This is a genomic window from Streptomyces sp. NBC_01294, assembly GCF_035917235.1.
Lineage (GTDB): Bacteria > Actinomycetota > Actinomycetes > Streptomycetales > Streptomycetaceae > Streptomyces > Streptomyces caledonius.
Window position 1 is genome coordinate 5,809,970 of record NZ_CP108423.1, and the last position, 23,490, is coordinate 5,833,459.

At 72.7% G+C, this 23,490-nt stretch carries 16 protein-coding genes; 6 read left to right on the forward strand and 10 right to left on the reverse strand.

What is annotated here, in order from left to right; all coding sequences use genetic code 11:
* The first annotated feature begins 8 nt into the window (after positions 1-8).
* Both OG534_RS26240 and OG534_RS26245 read left to right on the forward strand, forming a co-directional pair.
* On the forward strand, positions 9-1,658 hold the full coding sequence (locus OG534_RS26240; protein ID WP_326593852.1) for a glycoside hydrolase family 13 protein: 1,650 nt from the start codon (positions 9-11) through the stop codon (positions 1,656-1,658).
* The gene (locus tag OG534_RS26245) at positions 1,655-2,656 is read left to right on the forward strand and encodes a LacI family DNA-binding transcriptional regulator (protein ID WP_326591176.1); all 1,002 of its coding nucleotides are present in this window, start codon (positions 1,655-1,657) and stop codon (positions 2,654-2,656) included. Before OG534_RS26240 ends, OG534_RS26245 begins: the two co-directional genes overlap by 4 nt.
* 1,160 nt (positions 2,657-3,816) lie before the next feature.
* Here OG534_RS26245 and cutA read toward each other — a convergent pair.
* The gene (gene cutA, locus OG534_RS26250; protein ID WP_326591177.1) at positions 3,817-4,125 is read right to left on the reverse strand and encodes a divalent-cation tolerance protein CutA; all 309 of its coding nucleotides are present in this window, start codon (positions 4,123-4,125) and stop codon (positions 3,817-3,819) included.
* A gap of 197 nt (positions 4,126-4,322) precedes the next feature.
* On the opposite strand from cutA, the gene OG534_RS26255 reads away from it, so the two are divergent.
* Together OG534_RS26255 and pulA are read left to right on the forward strand one after the other, a co-directional pair.
* A complete protein-coding gene (locus OG534_RS26255; protein WP_326591178.1) occupies positions 4,323-6,080 on the forward strand; it encodes a carbohydrate-binding module family 20 domain-containing protein in 1,758 nt (585 codons plus the stop codon).
* Positions 6,081-6,214: 134 nt separating this feature from the next.
* On the forward strand, positions 6,215-11,560 hold the full coding sequence (pulA, locus tag OG534_RS26260) for a pullulanase-type alpha-1,6-glucosidase (RefSeq protein ID WP_326591180.1): 5,346 nt from the start codon (positions 6,215-6,217) through the stop codon (positions 11,558-11,560).
* Here pulA and OG534_RS26265 read toward each other — a convergent pair.
* The 8 genes from OG534_RS26265 to OG534_RS26300 all read right to left on the reverse strand — a co-directional run bounded on the left by OG534_RS26265 (position 11,547) and on the right by OG534_RS26300 (position 20,144).
* A complete protein-coding gene (locus OG534_RS26265) occupies positions 11,547-12,083 on the reverse strand; it encodes a GNAT family N-acetyltransferase (RefSeq protein ID WP_326591182.1) in 537 nt (178 codons plus the stop codon). The genes pulA and OG534_RS26265 overlap by 14 nt on opposite strands.
* Positions 12,084-12,138: 55 nt before the next feature.
* Positions 12,139-12,855: a TetR/AcrR family transcriptional regulator gene (locus OG534_RS26270; RefSeq protein WP_326591183.1), complete on the reverse strand. Its 717-nt coding sequence runs from the start codon at positions 12,853-12,855 to the stop codon at positions 12,139-12,141.
* Positions 12,856-12,878: 23 nt separating this feature from the next.
* Positions 12,879-13,925, reverse strand: coding sequence for a PDR/VanB family oxidoreductase (locus tag OG534_RS26275; protein ID WP_326591184.1), 1,047 nt, complete (start codon positions 13,923-13,925; stop codon positions 12,879-12,881).
* A complete protein-coding gene (locus tag OG534_RS26280; RefSeq protein ID WP_326591186.1) occupies positions 13,922-14,818 on the reverse strand; it encodes a metal-dependent hydrolase in 897 nt (298 codons plus the stop codon). The genes OG534_RS26275 and OG534_RS26280 overlap by 4 nt, the downstream gene beginning before the upstream one ends.
* Positions 14,819-14,998: 180 nt before the next feature.
* Positions 14,999-16,423 (reverse strand): hypothetical protein, encoded by a 1,425-nt coding sequence (locus tag OG534_RS26285; protein ID WP_326591188.1) that lies wholly within the window; start codon positions 16,421-16,423, stop codon positions 14,999-15,001.
* Between the two features lie 180 nt (positions 16,424-16,603).
* Positions 16,604-18,544, reverse strand: coding sequence for a hypothetical protein (locus OG534_RS26290; protein WP_326593854.1), 1,941 nt, complete (start codon positions 18,542-18,544; stop codon positions 16,604-16,606).
* A gap of 71 nt (positions 18,545-18,615) precedes the next feature.
* A complete protein-coding gene (locus OG534_RS26295) occupies positions 18,616-19,413 on the reverse strand; it encodes a tyrosine-protein phosphatase (protein WP_326591190.1) in 798 nt (265 codons plus the stop codon).
* 143 nt (positions 19,414-19,556) lie between these two features.
* Positions 19,557-20,144 carry a rhomboid-like protein gene (locus OG534_RS26300; RefSeq protein ID WP_326591192.1) on the reverse strand — a complete coding sequence of 196 codons (588 nt, stop codon included), beginning with the start codon at positions 20,142-20,144 and terminating at the stop codon, positions 19,557-19,559.
* Between the two features lie 203 nt (positions 20,145-20,347).
* Here OG534_RS26300 and OG534_RS26305 point away from each other — a divergent pair, with 203 nt between their 5' ends.
* Positions 20,348-20,986 carry a hypothetical protein gene (locus OG534_RS26305; protein WP_326591193.1) on the forward strand — a complete coding sequence of 213 codons (639 nt, stop codon included), beginning with the start codon at positions 20,348-20,350 and terminating at the stop codon, positions 20,984-20,986.
* Between the two features lie 64 nt (positions 20,987-21,050).
* Positions 21,051-22,589: a PepSY-associated TM helix domain-containing protein gene (locus OG534_RS26310; protein ID WP_326591194.1), complete on the forward strand. Its 1,539-nt coding sequence runs from the start codon at positions 21,051-21,053 to the stop codon at positions 22,587-22,589.
* Positions 22,590-22,687: 98 nt separating this feature from the next.
* Here OG534_RS26310 and OG534_RS26315 read toward each other — a convergent pair whose 3' ends face one another.
* Positions 22,688-23,284 (reverse strand): winged helix-turn-helix domain-containing protein, encoded by a 597-nt coding sequence (locus tag OG534_RS26315; RefSeq protein ID WP_326591196.1) that lies wholly within the window; start codon positions 23,282-23,284, stop codon positions 22,688-22,690.
* Between the last annotated feature and the right edge of the window lie 206 nt (positions 23,285-23,490).

The following is a 23,490-nucleotide window of genomic DNA, read 5'->3' on the forward strand; positions in this document are numbered from 1 at the left end:
AGGACGACATGACCCAGCACCTCGCCGACGCACTTCCCACCTCCACCGGCACCCAGCCCGGCTGGTGGAGAGAAGCGGTGATCTACCAGGTCTATCCGCGCAGTTTCGCCGACTCCAACGGGGACGGCATGGGGGACCTCGAAGGCGTCCGCAGCCGCCTGCCCTACCTCAAGGAGCTGGGGGTCGACGCCGTCTGGCTCAGCCCCTTCTACGCCTCCCCGCAGGCCGACGCCGGCTACGACGTCGCCGACTACCGGGCCATCGACCCCATGTTCGGCACCCTGCACGACGCCGACGCCGTGATCCGCGAAGCCCACGAACTGGGCCTGCGCATCATCGTCGACCTGGTCCCGAACCACTGCTCCGACCAGCACGAATGGTTCAAGCAGGCCCTGCGCGAAGGCCCGGGCACCCCGCTGCGCGAGCGCTTCCACTTCCGCCCCGGCCAGGGCGAGAACGGCGAACTCCCGCCCAACGACTGGGAGTCCATCTTCGGCGGACCCGCCTGGACCCGGGTCGCGGACGGCGAGTGGTACCTGCACCTCTTCGCCCCCGAGCAGCCCGACTTCAACTGGGAACACCCCGCGGTCCAGGACGAGTTCCGCTCCATCCTGCGGTTCTGGCTCGACCTCGGCGCCGACGGCTTCCGCGTCGACGTGGCCCACGGCCTGGTCAAGGCGCCCGGCCTGCCCGACCTCGGTGCCAGGGACCAGCTCAAGCTGCTCGGCAACGACGTCATGCCCTTCTTCGACCAGGACGGCGTCCACGAGATATACCGCTCCTGGCGCCGGATCCTCGACGAGTACGAGGGCAACCGCGTCCTGGTCGCCGAGGCCTGGACCCCGACCGTCGAACGCACGGCCCGCTACGTCCGCCCCGACGAGATGCAGCAGGCGTTCAACTTCCAGTACCTGACCAGCGACTGGGAGGCGACGGCACTCCGCGACGTCATCGACGAATCGCTGGCCGCGATGCGCCCCGTTGGCGCCCCCACCACCTGGGTGCTGTCCAACCACGACGTCACCCGACACGCCACCCGCTTCGCCAACCCCGCCGGCCTCGGCACCCAGCTGCGCGAGCCCGGCGACCGCGAGCTCGGTCTGCGGCGGGCCCGCGCGGCGAGCCTGCTGATGCTGGCGCTGCCCGGTTCGGCGTACGTCTACCAGGGCGAGGAGCTCGGCCTGCCCGACGTCACCGACCTGCCGGACGAGGTCCGCCAGGACCCGTCGTTCTTCCGCGCGGCGGGACAGGACGGCTTCCGCGACGGCTGCCGGGTCCCCATCCCGTGGTCGGGTACGGAGGCCCCGTACGGCTTCGGCACCGGCGGCAGCTGGCTCCCGCAGCCGGACTCCTGGGCGGAGCTGAGCGTGGAGGCACAGACCGGCGACCCGTCCTCCACCCTGGAGCTGTACCGGGCCGCCCTGCGGCTGCGCCGCGAGCACGACGACCTGGGCGCGGGCGAGTCGGTGGACTGGCAGGAGGCTCCCGCGGGCGTCCTGGTCTTCCGTCGCGGGGACTTCCTCTGCACCGCCAACACCACCGGCACGGCGGTACGGTTCCCCGTCGCCGGCGAGGCCCTGCTGTCCAGCGGCGCAACGGTCGAGGACGGCGTGCTGCCGGCCGACACCACGGTGTGGTGGCAGGTGACGGCGGGGTGACCTCCCCCCTCCGGCTGACGGACATCGCCGCGCAGGCCCAGGTCAGCGAGGCGACCGTCAGCCGCGTGCTCAACGGCAAACCGGGTGTCGCGGCCGGCACCCGGCACAAGGTGCTGGCCGCGCTCGACCTGCTGGGCTACGAGCGGCCCGTACGGCTCAAGCGCCGCAGCAACGGCCTGGTCGGGCTGCTCATCCCGGAGCTCACCAACCCGATCTTCCCGGCGTTCGCCCAGGTCATAGAGCAGGCGCTCGCCGGACACGGGTACACGCCGGTGCTGTGCACGCAGACGCCGGGTGGGGCCACCGAGGACGAGCTGGTCGAGCAGCTGGAGGAGCGCGGGGTCACGGGGATCGTGTTCCTGTCGGGCCTGCACGCCGACGCGGCGGCCGACCCCGCCCGCTACCAGCGGCTCGCCGCCCGCGGCGTTCCCTTCGTCCTGATCAACGGCTTCAACGAGCAGATCAGCGCGCCCTTCGTCTCCCCGGACGACCGTGCGGCGGCGGACATGGCGGTACGGCACCTGGAGGACCTCGGCCACCGGAGGATCGGCCTGGCGATCGGCCCGACGCGGTACGTGCCGTCGGCCCGCAAGGAACAGGGGTTCCTCGCCGCGGTGCCGTCGGCCGAGTCCGAGGGGCTGATCCAGCGGACCCTGTTCACGGTGGAGGGCGGCCACGCGGCCGGCATGGCCCTGCTGGACCGCGGCTGCACGGGCATCGTGTGCGGCAGCGACCCGATGGCACTGGGCGTCATCCGCGCGGCGCGCGAGCGCGGGCTGCGGGTGCCGGAGGACGTGTCGGTGGTCGGCTTCGACGACTCCCCGCTGATCGCGTTCACGGACCCGCCGCTGACGACGGTCCGCCAGCCGGTACGGGCGATGGCGACGGCAGCGGTGGGCGCCCTCCTGGAGGCGGTCTCCGGCACGCCGGTCCAGCGCACGGAATACATCTTCCAGCCGGAACTGGTGGTCAGAGGCTCTACGGCGCAGGCGCCGTAGGGGGCGGGGGCTGGTGGGGCGGGGGCTGGTGGGGCGGGGGCTGGTGGGGCGGGGGTTGCGTCGTGCGGGAGGGGCTTCGGGGGCGGGGGCCGGTGCGGCGGGATCGGATGGTGCGGCGGTGGCTTCGGGTGGCCTGATTCCCTCACTCAGCATCAGGGATGGTTTGGGGGGTTCCCGTCAGTCTCATCGTCTCTCCGTGTCGGGCCGGTCCCTCAAGGGCGCTCCTTCGTCGCGTCGCTGCGCGATGGCCTGCGGCCACCCTTGACCGACCGTCCCGCCACGGAAATCCGAAGACCGACGGGAACCCCCCAAAGGAACGGGCCGGCGATTGCTGAGCCAAGACGGCCCGATCAGCGACCCCCGGGCAGGTCGGGGGTCGCGCACCAAATCGCTACGCGCTCCTCATGTCTCGGCGTCCGCCGACCGTCTGGGGCTGGACATAGGCCGCCCACGGCCCTTGGGCGTGAGCAATCGGGGCGTCTGCCAGCCGCTTGGGGGAGGAAAAGCGCCGGACGACGGCTATTCCGATGTGTACCCGGGTCTGGCGGCGTGGAGGGTCAAGAAGACCGGCGGAATGTGCCAATTGCCCTGGTCTGGACGTCCATTTGTGATGCCACCCCCGCGCTGACCGGGGTACACCTCGGCTGAGCCGAGCATTCGCCCCTCCACCCCCCTTCAACAGCCCTCATCAGCCCCGGACGGCCGTCAGTCGCCCTCTTCGCGAAGCGCGTAGCGATCTGTGGCGGCTTATGTCCGGCCACAGGCGGACTGCAGCCGCCATGAGGGCGGAGCGCGTAGCGATTTGGTGCACCCCGGGCTCCGCCCGGGGGTCGCTGACCGCCCCGCTCCTGAATTTGCAATGGCCGGCCCGTTCCTTTGGGGGGTTCCCGTCGGTCTTCGGATTTCCGTGGCGGGTCGGTCGGTCAAGGGTGGCCGAAGGCCATCGCGCAGCGACGCGACCGAAGGGAGCGCCCTTGAGGGACCGGCCCGACACGGAGAGACGATGAGACTGACGGGAACCCCCCAAACCATCCCTGATGCTGAGTGAGGGAATCAGGCCCCCGAAGCCACCGCCCCCGGTCCGGATCCCGCCCGACCGGCTCCCGCCCCCGAAGCCCCGCCCCCCACTACCCTCCACTACCCCCCAGCCGTCTCCTCCGTCACCCACCCCCCCCGTACGCGGCTGACGTGGATTCCAGGGGGAGGACGATCCACTCCGGTACGTCGTAGGTGTGTTCCCGGTGGACCCATGCGCCGAGGGCCGGCAGGCGGTCTCGGGTCGTCTTGTACGAGATGCGCCACTCGGTGGCCGTTTCCACGGCGCCCTTCCAGCGGTAGACGGCGGTGAGCGGTGCGTCGATGTGGGCGCAGGCGGCCAGGCGGGCCTCCACCGCGCCCCGGGCCAGCTGCCTCGCCCTGCCCTCGTCGTCGACGGTGGTCTGGGCGATCACGATGTCGGTCGTCGCCATGGGCTCCTCCTCCTGTGCCGGTTCGTCTCAACGGACGCTACCCAGCGGGCTCCTTGAGGGCGGCTCCCGCCCGTAGCCGCGCCAGGGTACGCGCAGGAAACAATTCTGCAATCTCTTGCGCAAGGTCTTGCAACACTCCGGGGTGCCCCCCTACGGTCGCGAACAATCCCCACCTCTCCCGCCAGGAGGCCCCCCACATGTCTGTCAGAGCCGCCAGACCCGCAAGAGCCGCCAGGGCCGCAACGTCCGTACGGGCCCCCGGAGTCGCCGGCGCCCTCGCCGCCGCCGCGCTGCTCGCCGCCGCGAGCCTCACCGCGCAGGCGCCGCAGGCCCAGGCCGCGCCCCCCGGCTCCAAGGACGTCACCGCCGTCCTCTTCGAGTGGAAGTTCGACTCGGTGGCCGTGGCCTGCACCGGCACCCTCGGTCCGGCCGGCTACGGGTACGTTCAGGTCTCGCCTCCCCAGGAGCACATCCAGGGCCCCCAGTGGTGGACCTCGTACCAGCCCGTCAGTTACAAGATCGCCGGTCGGCTCGGTGACCGGACCGCCTTCAAGAACATGGTCGACACCTGCCACGCCGCCGGGGTGAAGGTCGTCGCCGACTCCGTCATCAACCACATGGCCGCCGCCGACGGCGTCGGCACCGGCGGGAGTTCGTACACGAAGTACAACTACCCCGGCATCTACTCCGGCTCCGACATGGACGACTGCCGGGCGACCATCTCGAACTACCAGGACCGGGGCAACGTCCAGAACTGCGAGCTCGTGCAGCTCGCGGACCTCGACACGGGCGAGGACTACGTGCGGGGCCGGATCGCCGCCTACCTCAACGACCTGCTGTCGCTGGGCGTGGACGGTTTCCGCATCGACGCCGCCAAGCACATGCCCGCCGCCGACCTCGCCAACATCAAGTCCCGCATGACGAACCCCGGCGTCTACTGGAAGCAGGAGGCGATCCACGGAGCCGGCGAGGCCGTCTCGCCGAGCGAATACCTCGGCAACGGCGACGTGCAGGAGTTCCGTTACGCCCGGGACCTGAAGCGGGTCTTCCAGAACGAGAACCTGGCCTACCTGAAGAACTTCGGCGAGGCCTGGGGCCACATGCCCAGTGGCCAGTCCGGGGTCTTCGTCGACAACCACGACACCGAGCGCGGCGGCGACACCCTCAGCTACAAGGACGGCTCCGCCTACACCCTCGCCAACGTCTTCATGCTGGCCTGGCCCTACGGCTCTCCGGACGTGCACTCCGGCTACGAGTGGACCGACAAGGACGCCGGCCCGCCGAACGGCGGCGCGGTCAGCGCCTGTTACGCCGACGGCTGGAAGTGCCAGCACGCCTGGCGGGAGATCTCCTCCATGGTCGCCTTCCGCAACGCGGCCCGCGGGCAGTCCGTCACGAACTGGTGGGACAACGGCGGCGACCAGATCGCCTTCGGCCGCGGTTCCAAGGCGTACGTGGCGATCAACCACGAGGGATCGGCCCTGACCCGCACCTTCCAGACCTCCCTCGCGGCCGGCGACTACTGCGACGTGCAGAACAACCGCACGGTCACCGTGAACTCCGCCGGCCAGGTCACCGCCACCCTCCCCGCGGGTACGGCCCTCGCCCTGCACACGGGCGCCCGTACCTGCTCCGGCGGTGCGACCCCGCCGCCGTCGGGCACCTCCGGCGCTTCCTTCGCCGTCAACGCCACGACCGTCCCCGGCCAGAACGTCCACGTCGTCGGCGACCGCGCCGAGCTCGGCGCCTGGAACCCGGCCACCGCCCCCAAGCTCGACCCGGCGGCCTACCCCGTCTGGAAGCTCGACGTCGCCCTCCCGGCCGGCGCGTCCTTCGCGTACAAGTACGTCCGCAAGGACGCCGCCGGCAACGTCACCTGGGAGGGCGGGGCCAACCGCACCGCCACCGTCCCCGCGAGCGGCAAGGTCATGCTGACCGACACCTGGCGCAACTGAGCCGCCGCTCCACCGACAGGGCCGCCCGGCACCTTCTCCCCGCCTCCCCCAGACTCCGTCCGGGGGAACCCCCGGCCGGGCGGCCCTCATCCACGAGACACGCGACACGCGACCCGTACCCAAGGAGATCCGCCTTGATACGCCCTGCCGCAGGAGTCCTCGCCGCCGCCCTGGCCGTGACGCTCCTGCCTGCCCTCCCCGCGGTGGCCGCGGCCGCCGCGAAGCCGCCGGCCCCGCCCTCGGACGCGAAACTGGCCGCCGAACCGGCCCGGCACGACCTGACCCGGGAGCAGTTCTACTTCGTGCTCCCGGACCGCTTCGCGAACGGCGACCCCGCCAACGACCGGGGCGGCCTGACCGGCTCCCGTCTGGAGACCGGCCTGGACCCGACGGACAAGGGCTTCTACCAGGGCGGTGACCTCAAGGGGCTCACCGACCGGCTCGACTACATCAAGGGTCTCGGCACCACGGCCATCTGGATGGCGCCGATCTTCAAGAACCAGCCGGTGCAGGGCAAGGGGACCGACGTCTCCGCTGGCTACCACGGCTACTGGATCACCGACTTCACCCAGGTCGACCCGCACTTCGGCACCAACGCCGACCTGGAGCGGCTGATCGACAAGGCGCACGGGAAGGGGATGAAGGTCTTCTTCGACGTCATCACCAACCACACCGCCGACGTCGTCGACTACCGCGAGGCGTCCTACTCGTACCTGTCGAAGGGGGCGTTCCCGTACCTGACGAAGGACGGCGTGCCGTTCGACGACAAGGACTATGCGGACGGGAAGGCGAAGTTCCCGAAGACGGACGGCGAGTCCTTCCCGAGGACCCCCTTCGTGCCGGACGCGAAGAAGAACCTCAAGGTCCCCGCCTGGCTCAACGACCCCACGATGTACCACAACCGCGGGGACTCCACCTTCGCCGGCGAATCCTCCGACCAGGGCGACTTCTTCGGCCTCGACGACCTGTGGACGGAGCGCCCCGAGGTCGTCAGCGGGATGGAGAAGATCTATGAGAAGTGGGTCAAGGACTTCCGTATTGACGGCTTCCGCATCGACACGGTCAAGCACGTCAACACCGAGTTCTGGAGCCAGTGGGCGACCGCCCTCGACACGTACGCCGCCAAGCGCGGCCGCGACGACTTCTTCATGTTCGGCGAGGTGTACTCCGCCGACACCGCCGTCACCTCCCCGTACGTGACGCGCGGGCGCCTCGACGCCACTCTCGACTTCCCGCTCCAGGACGCGATCCGCGCGTACGCCTCCCAGGGCGCGGGGGCCGGCCGGCTGGCGTCCGTCCTGGGCGACGACTACCGGTACACCTCCGGCAAGGCCAACGCCTACGAGCAGGTGACCTTCCTCGGCAACCACGACATGGGCCGCTTCGCCACCTTCCTGAAGCAGGACCGGCCGGGCGCGGGCGAGCAGGAGCTCCTGAACCGCTACCGGCTCGCCAACGAGCTGATGTTCCTCTCCCGGGGCAACCCGGTGATCTACTCCGGCGACGAGCAGGGCTTCACCGGCGCCGGCGGCGACAAGGACGCCCGCCAGCCGCTCTTCGCCTCGCAGACCGCCGACTACCTCGACGACGACCAGCTCGGAACGGCGCGCACGCATGCGAGCGATGCTTACGATCCGGAGCACCCCCTCTACAAGGAGATCAGTGCTCTCTCGAAGCTGACCAAGGCCCACCCGGCCCTGCGCGACGGCGTCCAGAGCGAGCGCCTCGCCGACGGCTCCGTCTACGCCTTCGCCCGCACCGACACCCGCAGCCGCACCGAGTACCTGGTCGCCGCCAACAACGGGGCCGAGTCCCGCACCGTGGAGATCGACGCCCCGGCCGGCGCCCAGTACCGCACCCTGTACGGCGGCTCCGCGCTGATCCGCGCCTCGGCGGCCGGCAAGCTCACCGTCGTCGTCCCCGCCTTCGGCTCGGTGGTCCTCCAGAACACGGCCCCGCTCGCGGCCCCCACGGCCAAGCCCGCCCTGACCCTGAAGGCCCCGGCCCCCGGCGCCGCCGGCACCGTCGAACTCTCCGCCGACGTCACCGGCGGCGGCCTGAACCGGGTCGTCTTCGCCGCGCAGAGCGGAAACGGCACGTGGGAGGTCCTCGGTTCCGCCGACCACGCCCCCTACAAGGTGACCCAGCACGTCACCGCCCCGGCCGGCACCGCCCTGCGCTACAAGGCCGTGGTCGTCGACTCCGCCGGCCGCACCGCGAGCGCCCTCGCCGAGACCGTGGCCGGAGCGGCCCCGCCCGCCGAGGTCCCCACCGCCACCCAGCGGGACTACGCGGTCGTCCACTACAACCGCCCCGACGGCGACTACACCAACTGGCGCCTCTACGCCTGGGGCGACCTCGCCGAAGGCGAGGCCACTCCGTGGCCGGCCGGCCACGACTTCACCGGCCGCGACGCCTACGGCGCGTTCGCGTACGTCAGGCTCAAGCCCGGTGCCTCCTCCGTCGGTTACCTTGTGATCGACAAGGACGGCAACAAGGACGTCGCCGCCGACCGCACCATCGACGTGACGAAGACCGGCGAGATCTGGCTGGAGCAGGGCAAGGAGCCCGCCCGCACCGAACGCCCCGCCTACCCGCCGCAGGACCAGGCCAAGGCCGTCTTGCACTACCAGCGCCCCGACGGCGCCTACGACGGCTGGGGCCTGCACGTCTGGACCGGGGCCGCGACCCCCACCGACTGGTCCAAGCCCGTGCTCCCCGCCCGCACCGACTCCTACGGCGCGGTCTACGAGGTCCCGCTCGCCGCGGGCGCCACCAGCCTCAGCTACATCCTCCACAAGGGCGACGAGAAGGACCTCCCCTCCGACCAGTCCCTGGACCTCAAGGCCAACGGCCACGAGGTGTGGATGCTGGGCGGCAAGGAGAAGTACCTCCTCCCGCAGCCCGCCGGCTCCTCCGCCGCCCTGGACCTCACCAAGTCCCACGCGGTCTGGATCGACCGCGACACCGTCGCCTGGAACGCCCCCGCGGCCGCCGCCTCCGTCCAGCTCCTCGCCTCCCGCGAAGGCGCCGTCAAGGCCGAGAACGGCGCCCTGACCGGCCCCGCCGAGTGGCTGCGGCTGTCCAGGACCGAGCTGACCGCCGCCCAGAAGCAGAAGTTCCCGCACCTGGCCGCGTACGCCGCGTTCACCGTCGACCCGCGCGACCGGGACCGCGTCCGCGCGGCCCTGCGCGGCCAGCTCGTCGCGAGCGCCCGCGCCGCGAACGGCGCCGTCCTGGCCGCCACCGGCGTCCAGCTCGCCGGCGTCCTCGACGACCTGTACGCGACCACCGCGTCCCTGGGCCCGGTCTTCAAGGACGGCCGCCCCACCCTCTCCGTCTGGGCGCCCACCGCCCGGCAGGTCTCCCTCGAACTCGACGGCCGCACCGTCGCCATGCGCCGCGACGACGCCACCGGCGTCTGGTCGGTGCGCGGCGAGCGCTCCTGGACCGGGAAGCCGTACCGCTTCGACGTGACCGTCTGGGCCCCGAGCACCGGCCAGGTGGTCCGCAACCTCGTCACCGACCCCTACTCCACCGCCCTGACCGCGGACTCCACCCACAGCCTGGCCGTGGACCTGGCCGACCCCAAGCTGGCCCCGCCCGGCTGGAAGGCCCTGCGCAAGCCCGCGCCCGTGCCCTTCACCTCCGCGCAGATCCAGGAGCTGCACATCCGCGACTTCTCGGTCGCGGACCGAACCAGCGCCCACCCCGGCCAGTACCTCGCCTTCACCGACACCGCCTCGACGGGCATGCGGCACCTGCGCGACCTGGCCGGCGCCGGCACCTCGTACGTCCACCTCCTGCCCGCCTTCGACATCGGCACCATCCCCGAGAAGCCGGCCGACCGCACCGAGCCCGCCTGCGACCTCAAGGTGTACGCGCCGGACTCGCAGGAGCAGCAGGCGTGCGTGGCGGCCGCGGCCGCGAAGGACGCGTACAACTGGGGCTACGACCCGCTGCACTACACCGTCCCCGAGGGCAGCTACGCGAGCGACCCGAACGGCACGGCCCGCACCGTCGAGTTCCGCAGGATGGTCCAGTCGCTGAACGGGGCCGGGTTGCGCACGGTGATGGACGTGGTCTACAACCACACCGTCGCCGCCGGGCAGTCGGACAAGTCCGTCCTCGACCGGATCGTCCCCGGCTACTACCAGCGCCTGCTGGCCGACGGCACGGTCGCCACCTCCACCTGCTGCGCCAACACCGCTCCCGAGAACACCATGATGGGCCGCCTCGTCGTGGACTCGATCGTCACCTGGGCGAAGGAGTACAAGGTCGACGGCTTCCGCTTCGACCTGATGGGCCACCACCCGAAGGCCAACATCCTGGCCGTCCGCAAGGCCCTCGACGAGCTCACCCCCGCCAAGGACGGGGTGGACGGCAAGAAGATCGTCCTCTACGGGGAGGGCTGGAACTTCGGCGAGATCGCCGACGACGCCCGCTTCGTGCAGGCCACGCAGAAGAACATGGCCGGCACCGGCATCGCCACCTTCTCCGACCGGGCGCGCGACGCGGTCCGCGGCGGCGGTCCCTTCGACGAGGACCCGCGCGTGCAGGGCTTCGCGTCGGGCCTGTTCACCACCCCGAACTCCTCGCCCGCCAACGGCACCCCGGAGCAGCAGAAGGCCCGCCTCCTGCACGCCCAGGACCTGATCAAGGTCGGCCTCTCCGGCAACCTCGCCTCGTACGCCTTCACCGACACCGCGGGCCGCCGCGTCAAGGGCTCCGAGGTGGACTACAACGGCTCCCCGGCCGGCTACGCGGCCGCCCCCGGCGACGCCCTCGCCTACGCGGACGCCCACGACAACGAGACCCTCGCCGACGCGCTGACCTTCAAGCTCCCGGCCGGCACCAGCCCCCGCGACCAGGCCCGCATGCAGGTCCTGGCCATGGCGACGGCCACCCTCTCCCAGGGTCCGGCCCTCTCCCAGGCGGGCACGGACCTGCTCCGCTCCAAGTCCCTGGACCGCAACTCCTACGACAGCGGGGACTGGTTCAACGCGATCCACTGGGACTGCCGCGACGGCAACGGCTTCGGCCGGGGCCTGCCCCCGGCCGCCGACAACGGCCCGAAGTGGCTCTACGCGAAGCCGCTGCTGACCGGACCGGCCCCCGCCTGCGCGGACATCACGGCCACCTCGGCGGCCTACCGCGACCTGCTGAAGATCCGCACCACCGAGGCGGACTTCGCCCTCACCACGACGGAGGCGGTCCAGTCCCGGCTGGCCTTCCCCCTCTCGGGCAAGGACGAGACCCCGGGCGTGATCACGATGACCCTGGGCGACCTGGTGGTGGTCTTCAACGCCACCCCCACCGCCCAGGCGCAGCGCGTCGCCGCCCTCGCGGGCACCGCCCACCGCCTGCACCCGGTCCAGGCATCGGGCTCCGACGCCACGGTCAGGCAGTCCGCGTACGACGCCCGGACGGGAGAGTTCACCGTCCCGGCCCGCACCGTCTCGGTCTTCACACGACGGTGAGCCGGTCCAGCCGCTTCTCCAGCAGGATCACCCCGTAGGTCCTGCCGTCCTTCCCCTGCTTGTCGGGGAGTTCGCCGACCACCCGGTAGCCCGCGCCACGGTAGTACGCGAGCAGCCGGGGGTTGGTGGAGACGCAGTCCAGCCGCGCCCGCTCCCGCCCGGTCCCGGCCGTGCGCCGCTCGGCATGTTCGAGCATGCGCCGGCCGGCTCCGGCGGGGGCGACCTCGCGCGCCACCATCAGCCGGTGCACGTAGCCCGCCACGGGGGGCTGGATCCCCCAGGCCTCCTCGTCGGACCACCACAACTCGTAGGCCCCGCAGACGCGGCCGTCGGCGTCGCGCGCGATCCACACCTCACCCTCGCGCATCTTCGACCGGAAGTGCGCGGCGTCCTTGTCGCCGGGCTTCCACTGCTCGATCCCGTGCTTCCGCATCCAGCGGGCAGCCTGGTCGTACAGCTGCACCAGGGTGCCGGCGTCCTTCTCCTCGGCCGGCCGGAACACGATCCCGTCGTCAATGATCACGCGGGCATTATCGGTTATCCGAACCCGGCGGTGATCATGGCCGTCGGGCGGCCGGTCAGCCCGGCTGGGGCGCCCCGCCCGGAACGAGCGCGCCGAGCCGCCCGACCAGCACCCCGAAGGGACCGTCGGCGGGTTCGTCGGCCAGGATCCGTACGAGGATCCCCGCCATCTCCGCGTCGTACGCCGCGCTCACGGCGGCCAGCGCGGCGAAGTCGTGCACCAGCTGCAGTTCCAGCTCGGCCCGCGGGATCCTGCGCCCGTCCAGCCAGATCAGCGCGGTGGACTCGGCGAGCGAGACCCAGGAACGCACCACGAGCTCCAGGCGCGCCGGGGGATCCTCCAGGCTGATGCCCAGGTGCGTGAGGATCTGCTCGTACGCCGCCTGCCGGACCTCGTCGATCATCGCGTTGGCCCGGCTGCTGCCGGCCGCCGGACCGCCCCGCATCAGCGCCGAGAAGCCCGGCCCGTGATCCTCGACGAAGGCGAAGAACCGCCCCATCACCCGCAGCAACCGCGCCCCGAGCGGCCCCTCCCGGGGCTCCACGAACCGCAGCGCCAGCTCGTCGGCCGCCCGCCGCAGCGCCGCCTCGTACAGGCTCAGCTTGCCGGGAAAGTAGTGGTAGACGAGCGGCCGGGATATCCCCGCGGCCGCCGCGATCTCGTCGATCGACACGTCGTCGGGCGACCGGTGGCTGAACAGCTCCAGGGCAACCCCGATCAGCTGCTGCCGCCGCTCCTCGACACCCATCCTGCGTCGCACCCCGGTTGTCATGCGGACACCCTACCGAGGAGCGCTCACAGGTCCAGGACGAGGCGGTCCTCCTTCGCGCGGGAGACGCACAGCAGCATCGAGTCCGCGCGCTCCTGGTCCGTGAGAAGCTCGTCGCGGTGCTCCACCTCGCCCGCCAGGACGCGGTGTTGGCAGGTCCCGCAGAAGCCCTGTCCGCAGGAGTACGGGGTGTCGGGCAGTTCCCGGCGCACCGCGGCCAGCGTGCTCTCGTCCGCCCCGACCTCGACGACCCGGCCCGAGCGGCGCAGTTCGACGGTGAAGGCCCGCGCCGGACCGGTCGCTTCCGCCGGCGCGAAACGCTCCAGGCGCACCGCCGCGGGGTCGGGGACCGCGGCCGTGACGGCCCGCATCAGGGCGTCCGGGCCGCAGCAGTAGACCAGCGTGCCCGGCGCGGTGCCGGCGAGCGGGGCCAGGTCGGGGAGGCCCGCCTCGTCCTGCACCAGGACCGTGACCCGGTCGCCGTACGCCGCGAGTTCCGCCAGGAAGGGCATCGAGGCGCGCGAGCGGCCCCCGTACAGCAGGGTCCAGTCGGCGCCCGCCGCCGTGGCGGCCCGGAGCATCGGCAGGATCGGCGTGATGCCGATGCCGCCCGCGACGAAGGCGTACGACGGCGCCGGGACCAGCTCGAAGCGGTTGCGCGGCGGGCGCAGTTCCAGCTCGGCGCCCTCGACCAGCCGGGCGTGCGCCTCGCGCGATCCGCCGCGGCCGTCCTCGATCAGGCGGATCGCGATCGTGTACCGGCCGGCGTCCGCCGGGTCGCCGCACAGGGAGTACTGCCGGACCAGGCCCGAGGGCAGGGTGACGTCCACGTGCGCGCCGGGGGTCCACGCCGGGAGGTCCGGTGATTCCAGGGTCAGTAGCAGCACGCCCTGCGCCGGCTCCGTACGGGAGACGATCGGCGCGCGCAGCCGGCGGCGCGGGGAGTGGCCCGAGACCGGGGTCTCCAGGGCCGGCAGGGGCCAGAGCGGGGAGGCGGCGATGCGGCGGTTCAGGGTGCGCCGGGTGAGCCAGGCCGCACCCGCCACCGCCGTGACCGCGAGGGCGCGCCTCATGCCCGCACCCCGCCGTTCGCGCCGGGGGAGGAGGCCAGATAGGCCACTGCCTGGGCCGTCGAGCCCTCCTGCGAGGGGTGGTAGGTACGGGAGAGGTACTTCGGTATGGACTTCAGCATGGAGCCCGTCGAGGGGAGCACGCCCTGCTGCCCGGCCAGGAAGAACCGGCCGAAGGAGGCCTTGCCGTCCACCAGGTGCGGGTCGTTCTCCATGAAGAAGCGGATGCCGCGCTGCCACAGGAAGACCAGGGCCGCGAATCCGGTCGCCCACGTCCGGGTCCGGCGGCGGTAGGAGCCGTCCACGTGCATGAAGAGGTCGAAGGCCACCGAGCGGTGCTCGACCTCCTCCGCCCCGTGCCAGCGCAGCAGGTCCAGCATGGTGGGGTCGGCGCCCCGCCGGTCCAGGGCGTCGGCGTTGAGCACCCAGTCGCCCAGGAACGCCGTGTAGTGCTCGATCGCCGCGATCATCGCGACCCGCTCCATCAGCCACCAGTGCCGTGCCCGGCCCGGCGGCAGGGTCCGGTCGCCGAGCAGCTTCTCGAACATCCAGTCCACCTGCGCGGTGTACGGGGTCGGGTCCAGCCCCAGCCGCTTGAGGTGGGGGAGCACGTCGTCGTGCGCGGCGGCGTGCATGGCCTCCTGGCCGATGAAGCCGACCACGTCCGTACGCAGTTGCTCGTCCTCGATGTACGGGAGCACCTGCTTGTAGACGTGCACGAACCAGCGCTCACCCGCGGGGAGCAGCAGGTGCAGCACATTGATCATGTGCCCGGCGAAGGGGTCGCCGGGCAGCCAGTGCAGCGGGGTGTCCTCCCAGCCGAAGGACACGTTCCGGGGCCTCAGGTCCACGTGTTCCGACGCCACGGGGGCGGGCGCGAGCGGCGTATTAGACATGGCGTCAATGTACTGATGGGTAGGGGGGAGGAGAAGACCCCTGCGCGGACTTCTCCGACACGCCCCTGCCCGGGCGCATCCGCGCCCGGGCAGTCTTCGGTCCGCTGTCGCGTGCCGCGGTTGTGTGCCGCGGTTGTGTGCGGCTGTCCGGTGAGGCTGTCGCGTGGTGCGGAGTGCCGGCTACCGCGCGGTGTGGCCCGTCGAGAGCGCCCATTCGCGGTTGAGGGTGCCCAGCGGGATGCGGCGCTCGAAGACGGGCGTGCCGAACAGGGACAGCTGGAGCTGGAGGTTTCCGCTCAGGTCGAAGCCGCCGTACAGCGCCCAGGCGCCGCTGACGGAGGCCTTGCCGTCGCTGGACGCGGCCGCCTTGAGGTCGCCCTCGCCGCGCAGGTACGGGGCGAAGTCCGCCGTGACGCCGACGGCTCCGTAGAGGCCGACGGAGGCTTCGGCGCCGAGCGCCCCCTTGACCCGCCCGGAGGCGGTGACGCTCGCCCGGACCGGCGTGCTCTGCACGTTCGAGGTGCTCACCGGGGTCCAGCCCTTGCCCGCGGCGTAGCTGCCGCCGACCTTGAAGTCGCCCTTGACGTCCTGCTGGACGTCGAGGGTCACGCTGCCGTCGGCCTCCACCTGGATGTAGCAGGTCAGGTCCAGGTTGACGACGACCGGCACCGGGCCGACCTGGATGACCGGGGAGCTGTGCAGCTTGGCGAAGGGGATCCGCTTGGGTGCTCCGGTGCTTGCGGCGGCGCGCCCCTGGAGCTTCCACTGCGAGGACCAGTCGCCGCTCATGCCGAGGAAGGCGCCGCGCGGACCGGGGGAGCCGCCCGGGCTGCCGTCGTACGCGAACTCGACCTGAGGGGCGAGCTGGACGAACCCGGACACCGAGGCGCCCGCCGAGGCGGGGGCACCCGGGGCGGTGTCGACGGCGGCGTTCACGTCGAGCCGCAGGTTGCCCAGGGGCAGCTTCGCGCCCTCGGGGCCGAACGTCAGGCCCTGACCCTTGGCCCAGGAGAAGGTGACGCCCTTCATCAGGGGCTCGACGGTGACCGCCGCCGGGTCGACGGGGACCTTGCCGTCGGCCTTGTCGTCACCCAGGACGGAGGCCAGCGTGGTGGCGGCGGTCTTGACCTCGGTGCCGCTGTCGGTCTGGCCGACGACCTCGGTGACCTTGGCGAGCAGGCCGGCCGGGGCGCCGGGCGCCGGTGCGCTGGCGATGACGTCGCCCACCGCTACGGGCTTGTCGGCCTCGGGCGACTTGCCGGGCGATTTGCCGGGCGACTTGCCCGGCGAAGGCGAACGGTCGGTCCCCTGCGAGGCCTTGGCTATGACGGCCCGACCGCTGGCCCGGTCGTAGGAGGCGACCTTCAGCGCGGACTTCTCGGTTTTGCCCTTCCCGTCGGCCCGGGCGACGGCCGCCGGTGTGGGGGTTCCCTGTGGGGCCGCGGCCACGTCGAGCGACTGGGACGTGGCGTCGGCCGAGGGGGTGAGGGTGGCGGGGGTGGCCGGTTCGGCGGCGCCGGTGTGGGGGGAAGAGGAGCAGCCGGTGGCGGTGAGTGCGAGGGCGGTCAGGCCGGGTATGAGGAGGCGTCGGGCGAGCGTGCGCACGTGGGGTGACCTTCGGATGGGGGAGGGGTGTGGGGAGTTACCGCTTGGTAACCGGAATCCGATCATGCCATGTACGCACGGCGGTCGTCATGCCCGGATCCCGCCAACTCCCCGACGCTGTTTGACTGTTGAAGCTTCATCCACTCGCCGGTGGCAGTCAGAGCCCCTCCCTGCCACCCCCTAGCGCAGCACCCCCGCCTTCGTGCCGTCCGTCAGTTTGCCCGACAGGTCGACCTGCGCACCGGCCGGTGCCTTGACGGCCAGCCGGTTGCCGTTCGCCGCCCCGCTCACCCCGCCGCCCGACACCGACAGCGAGGCGAACTGCGCACTGCCCGCCGCCAGGACGTACCACTGGCCCGCCCGCGACTTCCACAGCACGCCCGCGAGCACCCGCGGCTCCCTCGGCCCGCACGCCGCGGACCCCTCCGACGTCGCCGCCTGCGCCGCCATCGCCGAGCCCGGGGCCAGGAACTGCGCCTGCACCCGGTCCGCCGCGCCCTGCCAGGTCTCGGCCCGCGTACAGAGCCAGGTCGCCGTGCCGTCGCCCTCCGGCAGCGGCTGCTTCGCGTACGTCCAGGCGTTGACCGTACGGACCCCGTGCGAGCGGACCGACGGCAGCAGGCAGGCGATCCTCGACCAGTCCCCGAGCTCCGCGGCCTCCGTCACGTTGCGCTCGGCGCCCGGCGCGCCCGAGGTCAGCCGGGCCGGGGTCAGCTCGCCCAGGTCGGTGATGAGCCGGGTGGCGCCGTCGCCCGTCAGGGCCAGCGCGTTCCAGCTGCTGCAACTGCCCGTCGGGGCCGGGCTCGCCACCGGCGGGGTCACCCCCTCCGGGGTCGGCTTCAACACCGCCGTGGGACCGCCCGGCTTGAGCAGGTCCCGCAGGGTCGCGCCGGTGACCCAGGGCGCGGTGAGGTAGCGGACGTTGCCGTCGACCCGGCTGAGCACCAGCGCCGAGGCGGTGTCCGCCGAGGCGCCGTCGGTCCGGGCGAAGTCCAGGGCGGCGCCTCCCGTCCCGGTGCGCGGCTCGGCGTAGCGCACCACGCGCAGGCCGTCGTGCAGCAGGACCACCACGGCCTGGTCGACGGCGCCCGCGAACAGCAGCTGCGCCGGCCCCATCGGCGGCCCGGCGGGGGTCCCCGGGGTGGCCGAGACGACCACGGAGGTGCCGGGCCGGGCCCAGACGGCCAGCGCCCGGCGCAGCAGCGCGGTGTCGTCGGCCCGGTCGCCGCGGGCGGGCCAGGTGGAGAAGTCCGTACGGGAGGACGTGCGCCAGAGCGTGGGCGCGGCCCGGACCAGCTTCGCGGGATCCAGCGCCAGCTCGGCGGCGGCGTTGCGGGAGTACGGCGGGGCGGCCGCCCCGTCCGCGCCCCAGCCCCCGCCGGGCAGCGCGAGCAGCGCCCCGCACACGGCGAGGGCGGCCGCGGCGGCCAGGGCGGCCCGTCCCAGACGGCGCCGCCGCAGCAGGTCGGTCGGCCGGGCCTGGAGCACGCACGGGTCGAACTCGGGCGAGGCGAACAGGGCGTCGTTCGCCGGATCCCCGGACTCCGCGACCGCGGCGGCCGGATCCGGGACCCCGGCCTCGTCGAGCACCCGGAGCACCTCCGGCTCGGGCAGCCGCTCCAGGGCCCGCAGCACGCAGGCGGCCCGGCCGGGCCCGGCGAGGGTGGTCAGCCACTGGTCGAGGGCGAGCTCCTCGGCCCCACCCGCGCGGGGGAACAGCCGCAGCCCCCACACCTGGGGGAGCACCGGCGGGAGCTGCGCGCGCCGCGGCAGGGCCCGGAAGGTCAGCGGGATCCCCGCCTCCAGGGCGGCGCGCAGCACGCGCAGCCGGACGTACGCGTACCCGGAGTCGTCCGGGCCGCCGCGCTGCCCCGGAACCCCGCCCTGCACGGCCGCCGCGGCCGCCGCCGCGTCCCGCCGCCCGCGCGGCAGCGCCCGCTGGACCAGCGAGTGGGCGGTGAGCACCCGCCGGTTGCGGCCGAGGGACGGGGGCAGCACCAGATAGGCCAGCCGCACCAGCCGCGGGTAGTGCTCGACGATGGCGGCCTCGGCCTGCTCGACGTCCGGCGGCACGGGAGGAAGGGAGCGGGTGGCGGTATCCGGCGCAGTCACGTTCAGCAGAACGAGCGAATCGTCGGATGGTCACCCGTGCCCGGCGGTCTCCTTCGAGTGCAAGATCCCCCGGTGCGGGGTCAGGCCACCAGGCGGGCGCGCAGCGCCTCGACCGTCTCGTCGGGGACGCCGAGCCCCTCGCGCACGTACTTCTCCATGGAGCCGTAGCGCGTCTCCACCTCGTCCAGGGCCGCCTCCAGGTAGGAGGGGAAGACGCCGATCAGCGCGAGCGCGATCTCCGGGTCGCCGCCGGCCGCCGTGAAGCCCTCGATCATCGGGGCGAACGCCTGCCTGACCGCGGGGTTGACGGAGAGGTACTCGGTCATCAGCGTCTCGTCGTCCGCGCCGAGCAGCGCCAGGATGACCGTCGCGCCCCAGCCGGTGCGGTCCTTGCCGGCCGTGCAGTGGAAGAGCAGCGGGCCCGCCTCGGGGTCGGCGGCCTCGGTGAGCAGCACCCGGTACGCGGCCTGCGCGGAGCCGGAGTTCACGAAGGAGCGGTAGGTGTCGGCGAACAGGGCCTGCGCCTTGCCGCCGCCCAGGTGCTCCTCGGCCACCGCCGGGTCGGACAGCAGGTCCTTGAGCTGCGCCGCGGCGGGCTTCTTGCCGGCGGCCCTCAGCTTGTCCGCGAGGACGTCGCCGACCAGGAGCCGGGCGCCGGCGGGTATCCGGTCCGGGTGGTCGGCCCGCTCGGCTTCGGTACGGAAGTCGATGACGGTCCGCAGGCCGAGCGCGGCCACCACCGGGTCGGCGTCGAGGTCGAGCCGGTCGAGCTGGCCGGAGCGCAGGACCAGGCCGGGGCGCACGGTGCGGCCGCCGGGGAGCGGGGTGCCGCCGAGGTCGCGGAAGTTGGCGACGGTGGTGGAGGGGAGGGCGGTCATCGTGGCGGCTCCAGCGGGGTGCGAGTTACTCGTGTCAGGCGATGGTGTGGTGGCGCGGTCTTGCGGCGGTGCGGTCGTGCGGTTCGTGCGGCGGTGCGGTCGTGCGGCGTTGCGGTCGTGCAGTCATGCGATGGTGTGGCGATTCATGCAATTTTCGGGTGTTTCGCCCGGGAAAGACAATCGAGGGCCAGCGAGAGCCCGACGCCGATCCCGAGCGCCGCCAGGTGTCCGGCGTCCGTGAAGGTCCGCCCGCGCTTGACCACCGGCGCCGCGACGAGCGCCAGCAGCCCAGCCCGGGCGGCGGTACGGACCGCACCGCCCGGCAGGACAGAGGTCAGCGCGCCGAGCACGGCGTTGAACCCGTAGCTCGTCCCCACGTCCAGGGCGCCGCGGGTCCGCGGATCGGTTGTCCTGCGCAGGGCGCCGTACACGAGGAGGGTCGCCGTGGCGTGCCCGAACAGGAACACCGTGGCCGTCCACCAGGCGCCGTACGCGTATTCGGCGTATCCGAGGACCGCGACCAGCAGCAGCGCGTACGGCAGCGGCATGGGCTCCTCGACGACGAAAGCGCTGCTCAGCAGCGTCTCCCAGCGTCCGGCGGCGAGATTGTCGACATTCGTCGAGCAGTCCCGGAGCAGCCGTTCCCGTTCGGCCGCCCCCATCCGCTCCAGGGCGTACGCCCCGAGCTGGACGCCGCCGGCGTACACCGCCCCCAGTGGAATTGCCTTCACCACCCCATGATCGGATACGGCCCTCTGGCGGACACCACCGGGCCCCGTGCGAACATGTCCCGGCCATGTCCGAAAATCCCGCGCCGATGCGCGCCACGCGGGCCGCGATATTCGCGGCGATGTGTGTCGCTTTGGGTTCGGTGGGGCATTCGTACATGTCCGGAACTGATGTCCCTCTCTCCGGCCTTCTGGGTGCTTTCGGGGTGACCTGCGCGCTCGCATGGCTCGCCGCCGGGCGGCGCCGGGGCCCCGCGGGCATCACCGCGGCGGTGCTCTCCGTACAAGGGGTGCTGCACCTCGCCTTCTCCGGGAGCCGGGCGGCGCAGCCCGTCGCAGGTCCCGCGGCGATGTCGGGCCACCACCACATGCCCGCAGCGGGCGCGGACACGGGCGCGATGGCCGCCGATGCCCCCGGCCTCGCGAGCCTGCCGCACATGGCCGACATGGCAGACATGGCCGGCATCACGAACACGGCGAGCGGGACGGACATGGCCGGCGCGGCCGGCATGGCCGGTCACGGCGGCGCCGGGATGATCGCCGCGCACGTGCTCGCCGCGCTGCTCTGCGCCGCCTGGCTGGCGCGGGGCGAGGCCGCCGTCTTCCGGCTGGCCCGGGTACTGGGAGCCGCCGCGCTGCACGCGGCCCGGCCGCTCTCCCGCGCGCTCGCCCTGGTGCGGGCGCGGGTGGCCGGCGTACCGGCTCCGCCCGCCTTCCCCGCCCCGTACGAACGGCCGCGCCGCCTGCGCGGGGCCGTGCACGCCCACGCCGTGGTGCGCCGCGGGCCGCCCGGACGCGGTCCGGTCCACCGCATCACGGCCCTCGGCCGTCCTGTCCCCGCCTGACGTCGGCGAGGGGGCGAGACCTGGGGCCGCATTCCCCACGTCTTCGCCAACACCTAGGACACTCATGTCTCTTGACGAGGTTCAGGACGTCCGCACCGCGGACGCCGACCCGGCCGGAAAATCCGCCCCCGCCGAGGTAACCGAGATAACCGAGACGGCTGAAGCAGCCGAGACGGCCGGATCAGCCGAGACGGCCAAGAGCCGCGGCGGCAGCTGGGCCGCCCTGCGGCCGCTGCTCCTGCGCATGCACTTCTACGCGGGCCTGCTGATCGCCCCGCTGCTGTTCCTCGCCGCCGCCACCGGGCTGCTCTACGCGGGCTCCTGGCAGGCCGAGAAGATCGTCTACTCCGACGAGCTGACCGTCGCCCGCGTCGGCGAGAGCCTGGTGCCGCTCAGCGCCCAGGTCGAGGCCGCCAAGAAGGTCGCGCCCGAGGGCGAGGTCGTGTCCGTGTGGCTCGCCCCCGACGCCGAGGCCACCACCCGAGTGATCATGGAGCGCGAGGGCCTCGCGGAGGGCGAGACCCTCACCGTGTTCGTCGACCCGTATACGGCCGAGGTGCGCGGGCAGCTCACCACCGCCGGTGACGCGCTGCCGCTGCGGGCCTGGCTGAGCGAGTTCCACTCCAGCCTCCAGCTCGGAGAGTTCGGCCGGAACTACAGCGAGCTCGCCGCGAGCTGGATGTGGGTGGTCGCGCTCGGCGGCCTCGCCCTGTGGATCGGCCGCCGCCGCAAGCGGAAGTCGCAGCTCGTCGTCCCGGACCGCAAGGCCACCGGCCGTCGCCGCACCCTCTCCTGGCACGGAGTCGTCGGCATCTGGTCGGTCGTCGGGCTCGTCGCCCTCTCCGCCACTGGCCTGACCTGGTCGAAGTACGCCGGCGAGAACATCGGGCAGCTCCAGGACAGCCTCGGCGGGGCCACGCCGAGCGTCTCCGCCGCGCTGAAGCCCGGCGGCGCGGACGCCGGCGCGGACGAGCACGCCGGCCACACCATGCCGGACGGCGAGGAGATGGCTCCCGCGCCGGCCGGCACCGACATCGGCCTCGACAAGGCGGTGGCCGCCGCCCGCGTCGCCGGGGTCACCGAGGAACTGCGCGTGACCCTGCCCGCCAAGGGCAAGGGCTACGTGATCAAGGAGCAGGACAAGCAGGTTCCGGTGCACCTGGACGCGGTCGCCATCGACCCCGCCGACGGCCGGGTCATCGACGAACTGCGCTTCGCCGAGCACCCCCTGCTCGCCAAGATGACGCGCTTCGGCATCGACCTGCACATGGGCAAGACCTTCGGGATCGCCAACCAGATCGCCCTGGCCGCGCTCGCCGTCGCCGTGATGTTCCTCGTCTTCTGGGGCTACCGGATGTGGTGGCTGCGCCGGCCGACGAAGGACCGCAGGCTGTCCGCGGGCCGCGCGCAGCCGCGCGGTGCCTGGCGGAAGCTGCCGGTGACCATGGTCCTGCCGCTGGCCGCGGTGACCGTCGTCGTCGGCTGGTTCGTCCCGCTGCTCGGGATCAGCCTGGTCGCCTTCCTCGCGGTCGACGTGCTGCTGGGCTTCGTCGCGGGCCGTCGGGCCGAGGCTGCCGAGGCAGCCGGGACTCCGGCCGCGTAGCCCGTAACCCGTAGTCCGTAGCCCGTAGTCGTGGTGAACGCGGTGGGCCCGTACTCCCCAGGGAGTACGGGCCCACCGTCGTCGGGTCGACCGGCCGGTCAGGGGGCGTACTTGTAGCCCACCCGGCGCACCGTCTGGATCGCTCCGCGGTGGGACGCGCCCAGCTTGCGGCGCAGGCGGGCGACGTGCACGTCCACGGTGCGGCCGTCGCCGACGTGGCCGTAGCCCCAGACCGTGGTGACGAGCTGGTCCCGGGTGTGCACCCGGTGCGGGTGCTGCACCAGATGGGCCAGCAGCTCGAACTCCAGGTACGTCAGGTCGAGCACGCGGCCGTCGACCTCGGCCGTGCGCTGGGCCGCGTCGATGCGGACCAGCCCGTCGGACGGGGCGGTCGGGTTGGCGGGGGTCGGGGCCGACGGGACCGCGGTGGTCACCGCCTGCGGGGCGAAGGCGATCGGAGGGTGCTGGTCGGCCGGTACGAGGACCAGGTAGCCGACCATCGGGGGCTGGCCCGGCAGCGCCGGAAGCGTGTGCTGGGGCGCGGGCAGCCAGGTGGCCCCGGGCGGGAGGAAGTCCACGACCCGGGCCACCTCGTCCCGGTCCACGGAACGCAGCCGGTGACGCGGACTGGGCGGATAGGTCAGGGGAGAGGTCGCAGCGGAGGCGGCGGAGGAGAGGGAGCGGGTGTTCGCCATGAGTGGTCAGCTCTTTCACGCGGAGTGGTCGGCAGGAGACGTACGTACGTCGTCGATGTCGATACCGCGCAGACCGAAGGCCTCGGGGCAGGTCGTTCGAATGGTCCCGGAGGCTTTAGAGGGCCGGCGCGTTCTTCGCGCGGCAACACTTCCGGTCGAAATCATGATGCTGACGGGAGGGCCAGAACGGCTCGAGGTCGCTGCGA

Bases quoted from the DNA above. Each gene is read 5' to 3' on its own strand.
- OG534_RS26240 (WP_326593852.1), top strand. From the start codon at position 9: ATGACCCAGCACCTCGCCGACGCACTTCCCACCTCCACCGGCACCCAG.
- cutA (WP_326591177.1), bottom strand. From the start codon at position 4,125: ATGGCGACGACCGACATCGTGATCGCCCAGACCACCGTCGACGACGAG.
- OG534_RS26255 (WP_326591178.1), top strand. From the start codon at position 4,323: ATGTCTGTCAGAGCCGCCAGACCCGCAAGAGCCGCCAGGGCCGCAACG.
- OG534_RS26270 (WP_326591183.1), bottom strand. From the start codon at position 12,855: ATGACAACCGGGGTGCGACGCAGGATGGGTGTCGAGGAGCGGCGGCAG.
- OG534_RS26275 (WP_326591184.1), bottom strand. From the start codon at position 13,925: ATGAGGCGCGCCCTCGCGGTCACGGCGGTGGCGGGTGCGGCCTGGCTC.
- OG534_RS26280 (WP_326591186.1), bottom strand. From the start codon at position 14,818: ATGTCTAATACGCCGCTCGCGCCCGCCCCCGTGGCGTCGGAACACGTG.
- OG534_RS26295 (WP_326591190.1), bottom strand. From the start codon at position 19,413: ATGACCGCCCTCCCCTCCACCACCGTCGCCAACTTCCGCGACCTCGGC.
- OG534_RS26310 (WP_326591194.1), top strand. From the start codon at position 21,051: ATGTCTCTTGACGAGGTTCAGGACGTCCGCACCGCGGACGCCGACCCG.
- OG534_RS26315 (WP_326591196.1), bottom strand. From the start codon at position 23,284: ATGGCGAACACCCGCTCCCTCTCCTCCGCCGCCTCCGCTGCGACCTCT.